The sequence below is a fragment of the Sulfuriflexus sp. genome (genome assembly GCF_032250955.1).
Classification (GTDB): domain Bacteria; phylum Pseudomonadota; class Gammaproteobacteria; order AKS1; family AKS1; genus Sulfuriflexus.
Window position 1 is genome coordinate 1 of record NZ_JAVVES010000092.1, and the last position, 7898, is coordinate 7898.

At 53.6% G+C, this 7898-nt stretch carries 9 protein-coding genes and 1 pseudogene; all 10 read left to right on the forward strand.

Annotated elements, in window-relative coordinates:
• Positions 1-265 precede the first annotated feature (265 nt).
• A pseudogene (locus RQ738_RS13780) lies at positions 266-374 on the forward strand (prepilin-type N-terminal cleavage/methylation domain-containing protein); the annotation flags it as partial.
• Between the two features lie 161 nt (positions 375-535).
• Complete coding sequence (locus RQ738_RS12605) at positions 536-874, forward strand: hypothetical protein (RefSeq protein ID WP_314165614.1); 339 nt, start codon at positions 536-538, stop codon at positions 872-874.
• A gap of 69 nt (positions 875-943) precedes the next feature.
• Positions 944-1753 (forward strand): ABC transporter permease, encoded by an 810-nt coding sequence (locus RQ738_RS12610; protein WP_314165615.1) that lies wholly within the window; start codon positions 944-946, stop codon positions 1751-1753.
• A 17-nt stretch (positions 1754-1770) separates the two neighbouring features.
• Positions 1771-2613 carry a hypothetical protein gene (locus RQ738_RS12615; RefSeq protein ID WP_314165616.1) on the forward strand — a complete coding sequence of 281 codons (843 nt, stop codon included), beginning with the start codon at positions 1771-1773 and terminating at the stop codon, positions 2611-2613.
• Between the two features lie 38 nt (positions 2614-2651).
• Positions 2652-3563 carry an ABC transporter ATP-binding protein gene (locus RQ738_RS12620; RefSeq protein WP_314165618.1) on the forward strand — a complete coding sequence of 304 codons (912 nt, stop codon included), beginning with the start codon at positions 2652-2654 and terminating at the stop codon, positions 3561-3563.
• Positions 3560-5311, forward strand: coding sequence for a hypothetical protein (locus tag RQ738_RS12625; RefSeq protein WP_314165619.1), 1752 nt, complete (start codon positions 3560-3562; stop codon positions 5309-5311). Before RQ738_RS12620 ends, RQ738_RS12625 begins: the two co-directional genes overlap by 4 nt.
• A gap of 103 nt (positions 5312-5414) precedes the next feature.
• Positions 5415-5972 (forward strand): type II secretion system protein, encoded by a 558-nt coding sequence (locus RQ738_RS12630; protein WP_314165620.1) that lies wholly within the window; start codon positions 5415-5417, stop codon positions 5970-5972.
• A gap of 200 nt (positions 5973-6172) precedes the next feature.
• Entirely contained in the window at positions 6173-6655 is a 483-nt protein-coding gene (locus RQ738_RS12635; RefSeq protein WP_314165625.1) for a prepilin-type N-terminal cleavage/methylation domain-containing protein, read from the forward strand.
• Positions 6656-6657: 2 nt separating this feature from the next.
• Positions 6658-7254, forward strand: a complete 597-nt coding sequence (locus tag RQ738_RS12640; protein ID WP_314165622.1) for a methyl-accepting chemotaxis protein — start codon at positions 6658-6660, stop codon at positions 7252-7254.
• A 290-nt stretch (positions 7255-7544) separates the two neighbouring features.
• Positions 7545-7799, forward strand: a complete 255-nt coding sequence (locus RQ738_RS12645; RefSeq protein ID WP_314165623.1) for a type II toxin-antitoxin system Phd/YefM family antitoxin — start codon at positions 7545-7547, stop codon at positions 7797-7799.
• Positions 7800-7898: the final 99 nt, after the last annotated feature.

A 7898-nucleotide genomic window follows, 5' to 3' on the forward strand; every position in this document is an offset into this window, starting at 1 on the left:
GGTATGGAAGCCTACTACGCCGAAGAAAAGAAGTACCCCAGCTGGTGACGATTTTTGTCAGAAGTATTGACGTTGCTGGGCCGATTCCGGCAGAAATGTCCTCGTCAGTTTGAGGCAATATGATGGGGATTTCCCTTGTGGAAGGCTTGTTTGGCAGGTTGTTTCACTGATTAGGTGTTGTTGGCATCAGTCTTGAAAACCATAGATTGCAACGCATTCAAATGGCGCCCAATTCGGGCATCTCATTCACGAAAGGAGAAGTATTATGCTGAAGAAATTCCGTAAATCCGAGAAGGGTTTCACCTTGATCGAGCTGTTGATCGTTGTCGCGATCATCGGTATCCTGGCAGCCATTGCCATCCCGCAGTTCGCTTCTTATCGGCAGAAGGCCTACAATTCTGCTGCCCAGTCTGACCTGAAGAATCTGAAGACCGGTATGGAAGCCTACTATGCCGACAACCAGCAGTATCCTTCCGGGATGTAAGGTTTTTGGCTAACGTTCAAACATTTCGATCAACAGCTAAGGAGTAATCTCATGAAAAAATTTATCGTTCTGGCACTTGCCCTTGTAATGTTTGCTGCCCCTGCCTTCGCCGGGGAGTACAACTCAACTGACGCGCCCATCGTGGTCCCTGGCGGTGAGCCTGCCGCAGGCGATGTGATTTCTGTTCTGTCGAACAATGTGACCGCCAATGTTGTTTCCAGCGACACGTCCTTTGCCGCAGTGACCGCGCACAACAGCGGCAGCAAGCAGTTCGGCAGTTCCTCCGACAGCACCAAGATTTATTCCAACCCCTTTGAGCTGAACGTGACGAACCTTACCGATGTGACCGCCTCCGATAGCAGCTCCTTTTCTGGATGGACAACCCTGTAATCTGTCGTTCGGGTAAAATTCTCGTCAACTGCGGGGTGCCTTCGTGCATCCCGCAGTTGTTTTAGGTTGATGGGTATGTGGTTTTCCTGGCCTTTGGTCTTTGTCACACTTCGATCGATCCTGCGCGATCGCGTGCTTTATGCTGTGTTGGGGGTTGGCGCCTTGTTGATTCTGCTGGTGCCGGTTTTCAGCAGTTTTTCCATGCGACAGGTTCAAGAGAGCGCCGTCGGCCTGGCTTTTACTGCGTTGTCCCTGATTATGCTGGTTCTGGCCACCCAGTTGGGAGCGTCTTCCGTGTTTCGCGATGTTGACCGTCGCTACACTCATTCTGTGTTGAGCCTGCCGCTGACTCGGGGCCAGTATATCGTGGCCAGGTTTGCGGGTCTGGCGTTTTTTCTGGTCGCCTGCTTGTTGTTTCTGGCGCTCTGTTCCGCGGTTGTCATTGCAGTGGCCGCATCGACATACCCCGGAGCGCAACCGATTGTCTGGTCGGTCTTGGTCTATGCTTTTGCCGGAGTGGCCATTCAATCGGTTCTTCTGGCGGCTATTGCCCTGTTGTTTTCAGCAATCAGTACCTCGTTCAGTCTTCCTTTCTTCTGTACCATTGCCGTTTACCTGGCGGGCTCTGCCAGCCAGGAAGTGTATGATTACCTGACCGGATCCCTGGGAGACAAGCTGTCTTGGATTGCCAGGGCGCTCTCCTCTCTGGTTTATTATCTGTGCCCAAACTTTTCCAGCTTTGATTTCCACGTGCATGCGGCCTATGGTCTGCCGATTGAAATTGGCCAATTTCTGATGACGATTTTTTACGGGCTGTCCTATACGCTCGTTGTTGTCTGGCTGGCGGTTGTTATTTTTAACTGCAGAGAATTGCCGTGATAAGGTATCTGGTCGGTTTGTTGCTGCTGGCTTCTCTGGCCGCTTCAACCCATTATCAGGCGGACTTCATGCGGCAGAGGCCCACTGTGATTAAACTTGGGCCGGTACCCCAGGCCGGTCTGGTGAAATCCTTGGCCGGCGAACATCTGGTGGCGCTTTCTTTTCGTTCTGTGCTCCGGGTCATGTTCTACTTTGGAGCTTTTTTTGAAAGTAACGCTAACCGGTTGCAGAAGGCTCCGGAATATTACAGCATGTTCCAGCACCTGGAATATGCTGTTAAACTTGATCCATACAACATGGACGCTTATTATTTTTCCCAAGCTGCTTTTACTTGGGAAATCGGTCGAGCCAAAGACGTCAACAGGATGCTTAACTATGGGATGCAGTATCGTACATGGGATTATTGGCTGCCCTTTTACGCCGGATTCAACGCCGCCTATTTCCTGAAGGACTATAGTGCCGCGGCCCGGTTGATGCAGTCCGCAGCGGAAATTTCCGGAAATTCTTTGTTCAGCCGACTTGCGGCGCGATTTTTTCACGAAGCCGGTGAGGCTGAGCTCGGTTTGGTTTTTCTGGAAACCATGGCTGAAGGTGCCAAAAGTGAGAAGGTCAAATCTATTTACTCGCTTCGGATTGAGGCTTTCCGAGCAATCAGGTCTATCGAGGAGGCGATAGGGCGGTATGAGGCGCAATATCAGGAACATCCGGTATCCTTGAACGTCTTACTGGAGGCGAAGGTTTTGCATGACATTCCGACCGACCCCTATGGTGGGGAATTCTATCTGGATGCGGATGGCAAAGTGAGAACCACCAGTCAATTTTCAATGGTGCCCGGTCCCATGGAGACGACCGTCCAATAACTGATTCAACCTCCGAACACTGATACTTTTTAGCCCCTATGATTCCCATCAATGTTGAACAACTGTCCAAAGTGTACCGAGGCAAGCGCTGGCGTAAAGTGCAAGCTCTGAATCAGGTGTCTCTCTCTGTGATGCCGGGGGAGGTCTTCGGATTCCTGGGTCCGAATGGCGCTGGGAAAAGTACCTGCATCAAAATTCTGATGGGTCTGGTCACGCCGACAGAAGGCCGGGCTCTTCTCTGCAATCGACTGTCCCACGATGTCGGGTCACGAAGGAATGTTGGTTACCTCCCGGAAAACCCGGCCCTGTACGATTTTCTGAGTGGGCGCGAATATCTTGAATTCGTGGCACGCAGTTTTGGCATGTCCGGTGTCGAGAGACGGGCCGCGATAGGCCAAGTTCTGGAGCGGCTATCCTTGGATTCTGCGGCTGGTCGTCCAATTCGTGGTTACAGCAAAGGGATGGTGCAGCGCCTTGGGTTGGCCCAGACGTTGCTTCACGACCCCGACATCTATGTTCTCGACGAACCCATGAGCGGCCTCGATCCCCAGGGGCGGGCTCTGGTCAAGGACCTGATTGCTGAATTGAAACAGGCCGGCAAGACCGTTTTCTTCAGTACCCACATTACTGCCGATGTGGAAAAAGTCTGTGACCGACTGGCCATTATTGTCGGTGGTCAGATTCAAATTGATTGCCCCGTGGAAGAAATTATGCGTCAAGGCGTAACAGGCTACCGGGTGTTGGCCCGGGGCGAGGGGCTTGACTGCCTGCCGGGCGCCCGGATCTGTGTGGCGGGGGGAGGCGAAGTGGAATTCCAGGTAGAAACCTCGGCCTTGGCCCGACAAGTGGCGGAGATAACGACTTCCAGAGGTTCCGTGGAACTTGTTGAACCTCTGCGCCGCGATCTTGAGCAGTTCTTCCTCGACATTGTCCAACAGGCCAGCGCATGACCCTGCGCCTGCCTTTCCAGTGGCTGCTATTGGTCCTGATTGTGCTAGGCGTTTTTTATCCTGCAATTTTCGGAGGATTGAGTCCCGTTGATGACGTTCGTTTGGTCAATCGCCTGGCTAACCTGGAATCTCTTGATTTCACTCGCCTGTTCCTGCGCAGTGGTGGCTACTACTATCGGCCTGTCGTTTCTTCAAGCTTTTATCTGAGCCAAATCTTGTGGGATGCCTCCGCGCTGATCATGCACGTGGAGAACGTTCTGATCCACCTGCTGAACTCCTCCCTGGTGTTTGCCCTGGCCCGTCGGCTGTGTCGCAACGCAACCCACCTGCCAAACTGGCTGCCGTTGCTGATAGCGGTGGCCTTCGCCCTGCATCCGATCACCACCGAGGCGGTCTGCTGGATTTCCGGCCGCTTCGATCTGCTGGCCACCACCTTTGTACTGCTTTCGGTCTGCTTGCTGCTCTGGGCTTTGTCCGGCACCGGCACTTGGCGGTTACTACCTGCGGTAGCCGTCGCTTTGCTTGGCTGTTTGTCCAAGGAGACTGCTCTGTTTTTCTTCGGAGGGGCGGTGTTTATTCTCTATGTTCACTGGCGGAACACAACCGGAAATCCTGTTGCAGCACTGCGCCGCATGCTGCCCGGCTGTCTGCTCTGGTGTGGCGCTGCCCTGGCCTATCTGCTGTTTCGCCAGGCGGCCCTGTCCGGGCGCGATACGGGGGTAAAAACCGTCTTCAAGGCGGCGGCCGAGCAACAGGGGGTGCTGGACTGGCTGGATCAGTTGCGGGTGGTTGTGAAGGTGAGTGGTTTTTATGTCAAGAAGCTGTTTGTTCCTTACCCGTTGAATTTTGCAATCATCGAAATAAGCGATCTTTATCTGCTGGTGGGTTTCTTTGTGGTACTGCTCTGCGGCTGGCTGTTGCGCCGGGTTTGGCAGGGGCATTTGTCCGCAGCTCTGTTTTGGGGGGGCTTGTTTACCGGGTCGGCCGCGTTGCTGGTCGTGTTCGGTAGGATGGCTTGGACCCTGCTGGCCGAGCGCTATTTGTACATGCCGGCCGTTTTTTTTGTTCTCGGCTGGTGTGCCTGGGCCGGTACTTGCCAGAATAGGCGTTTCATCGATGTTTTTCAAATAGCCACTTTCTGCTTTGTGCTTGTTGGGGCGGGGTTGACGGTGCAGCGAACCCTGTTATGGGGGGATCGGATTGCCTTACTTGAAAATACCGTTACTCATTCTCCCAAATTTGTTCCAGCACGGAAGGATCTTGCCAATCAGTATCTCGCAATGGGACGCATTGAAGAGGGGAAGGCATTGCTGCGAGAGATCATGCTTACCAGTGTTGCGGGGGGGGGGTATGTTGGTGATGATCTGAGTCTGGCCAAACGATTGGGTGCGGAAGGTCGCCTTGAGGAGGCTCATAAAATTTTAGTCACGGCTCTCGAAGAGCCCGGGAAACAATTTATGGCTTTGGCTGAGGAAATTATCTCTCTTAATCATAAACGCCTTGGCATGGGTTTGCCCGAAGAAGCAAAGATTGCTGTTCTTAGAGAAAACGTTCGGTTGCTTGAACAACTCAGGCAGAGAAGTAAAGACCCTTTTCTTGACTATCAATTGGCAAAGGAGTATCTGTCCCTTGGTGAAATGGAAAAGGCACAGACTCTTTTCGAGAGCGCTTATCTGCGCGCATCTGAAACATCACATTATCGAGAAGCGGCTCGTAAACTGTCGGAAAGGTTGCGTAAACCAAATTGACTGAATTTTTTTGCCGTTGGCTGTGGCCCATCTCTTGCAAACTAAATTTTCACCTTACGGATTGTACCTTTCACTGTGAAGATTTTTCCAAGCGGAGTCTTACATGAAACAGGCCAGCCAAAAAGGCTTCACACTGCTAGAGTTACTTGTGACTGTTGCGATCCTCGGCATCTTGGCGGCTGTTGCGATCCCTAACTATTATGGCTATACGGCCAGGGCGCAGCGTGCCTCCGTAATTTCCGACGGTCGGTCCGTCTATCGCGGGATGATGGTTTATTATATGGAAGACCCTGATGGGTCCGGTGGCTATCCCATGAAAGACGATGCGCCGGCCTTTAATAAGTGCACATTTTACCCTCTCCTAGCCAGGACTACTGCCGATACCGACAATGACAAACAAGTTTATATCGATATCCTGAGCGTCGACCGACTCAAGGAAAGAATGATTGGCGGTTGTGTCGATTCCTTCGATTCTCCCGACGTTGCGACGCTGAATGATCAGTTTTTCTTAACCTTCCGTACCAAACGCAGTCCGGATGAGCGAATTATTGTTGCGCAGACGGATCAGGCCGTTTTGGACGAAAATAATGCGGAAGTTCTCCCTGCTGGCCAATATCTGGATGGGGTTTTTGTCTTTAAAAATGGCCAGTTAATTTACTAACCGTTCTTGATACTGAGCGTGCTTATCATGCTTAAAAATCCGGTGGCTTCTTTGCGCTTGCATTTCATACGGAAACCTCTGGTGTGTAACAAAAAACGTCACTCTGTTGACCCTTTCAGTCAGAACGTCGGGTCTGGCAAGATTGACCGGACGATCCACCCTGAATGAGCCACCAGACGTACCCGCCTCCTGCGGATAGAATGGGCGCCCTCTCGCCGGACATAAGGATCACCCCGACCTTGCGCCATGCAACCCTCCCATTTCAACGGCGTCCCGCTCAAACCAGGTCCGGCTGCGACAAGGGGTTCACGATGGTTGAACTTCTGGTGGTTCTGGTTATTCTCGGCGTTCTGATCAGCATCTCTATTTTCGCGTACGGCAATTATGTCAACAAGGCCCGGCTGACCGTTGCGGTCAGTACCCTGGAAACCTTGCGGCTGACTCTCGAAAATTTTCACATCGACTACGGAGGCTACCCGGCGGATATCGATTTCAGCACTGGCGAAGATGATCTCGGTCGCACGGTGTTCGACAATCAGTTTGCTCTCCAGCTTAGCGACGATCTGTTTGCCGTCGACTCCTACAATTCCGCCGGTCTGGGGTACACCCTGTTTGCTCGGGCCAACAACCGCCAGCGCACTCTTTTGAAAATGGTGCCGGAAATCACCATTATCCAGGACTGATCATGGGCCGCTTCCGCCGCAGGAAATACTTCATCGACAAAAAATATCAGACCAAGTACATCTTGCTGACCGTGATTCTGCTGCTGGTGTACACCCTGCTGTTCGCCCTGATCATTTTCATTCCGTACATGGTGCCGCTGGGCTCCGATCTGCCGCTGCCAGAGCAGACCGCGGCGGCGCGCACGTTGTTGACTCTGCACGCCAACGTCTGGAAACCCCTGGGGATCGTCATCGTGATCATGGGGGTTCTCAGTATCTTCATTTCCCATCGGGTGGCGGGGCCGGTGTACCGGATCAAGAAGGATCTCGACAGCGTGATCGCCGGCGACCTGTCGACCTGCATTCGTCTGCGCAGGGGGGATGATCTTCAGGAGCTGGCGGACAAGTTCAACCAGATGATCGGCGATATGCGCCTGCTGGTGGCGACTCTCAAGCGCGACCACGACGCGCTCTCCCGGCAGATTGATGACCTGGAACAGCAGATCCGCACCAAGCAGATGACCGAAGACTCCGGTCGCGCCATGATCGAGCGGTTCAACGAGAGCCGCCGCAGCATCGCGGCGGTCCTGGAGAGGTTCGAGGTCAAAGATGGGGCATAAAGGGCATACAGCAACCCGAGACGGATGCAACGCTGCAACCGAGACGCATACGATGCTGAAACCCGAGACGCATGCAATGCGTCTCTACCGGTGCGAACAACCATTCACCGATAACCGTAGAGACGCATTGCATGCGTCTCGGCCCCTACGTGAAATCGGGTCCTGTCGGTTTTGACCCCGCGCCGGCTTCCGCTCCCGACCCCGACCCCGACCCCGACCCTGTTGCCGATGTTGCGCACCGGCTTATAGTGTAGTAACGTATCTACAATAACGCAGAGCTGGAGGTGACGATGGCGATCACGACGTTGACGAGTCGGGAATTCAATCAGCATGCCGGGGAGGCGAAAAAGGCGGCCAGGTTCGGGCCGGTTTTTATTACCGACCGTGGCCGGCCGGAGCATGTTCTCCTGAGCATCGAAGAGTATCGGCGCCTGGCGGGGAGTCAGCGAAAAATTGCCGATCTGCTGGACATGCCGGGTGTCGAGGATATCGACTTCGAACCCGGCAGAGAGTCTGAACTTGCTCGGGCGGCGGATCTCTCCTGATGTATCTTCTCGATACCAATGTGGTTTCGGAACTGCGCAAGGTGCGGGCCGGCAAGGCTGACCGGCACGTGGCACGCTGGGCGGACAGCGTCGATGCCG

Coding starts and splice junctions, on each gene's coding strand:
- RQ738_RS12635 (WP_314165625.1), top strand. CDS start 6,173: ATGGGCGCCCTCTCGCCGGACATAAGGATCACCCCGACCTTGCGCCAT.
- RQ738_RS12645 (WP_314165623.1), top strand. CDS start 7,545: ATGGCGATCACGACGTTGACGAGTCGGGAATTCAATCAGCATGCCGGG.
- RQ738_RS12610 (WP_314165615.1), top strand. CDS start 944: ATGGGTATGTGGTTTTCCTGGCCTTTGGTCTTTGTCACACTTCGATCG.
- RQ738_RS12640 (WP_314165622.1), top strand. CDS start 6,658: ATGGGCCGCTTCCGCCGCAGGAAATACTTCATCGACAAAAAATATCAG.
- RQ738_RS12625 (WP_314165619.1), top strand. CDS start 3,560: ATGACCCTGCGCCTGCCTTTCCAGTGGCTGCTATTGGTCCTGATTGTG.
- RQ738_RS12630 (WP_314165620.1), top strand. CDS start 5,415: ATGAAACAGGCCAGCCAAAAAGGCTTCACACTGCTAGAGTTACTTGTG.
- RQ738_RS12605 (WP_314165614.1), top strand. CDS start 536: ATGAAAAAATTTATCGTTCTGGCACTTGCCCTTGTAATGTTTGCTGCC.
- RQ738_RS12620 (WP_314165618.1), top strand. CDS start 2,652: ATGATTCCCATCAATGTTGAACAACTGTCCAAAGTGTACCGAGGCAAG.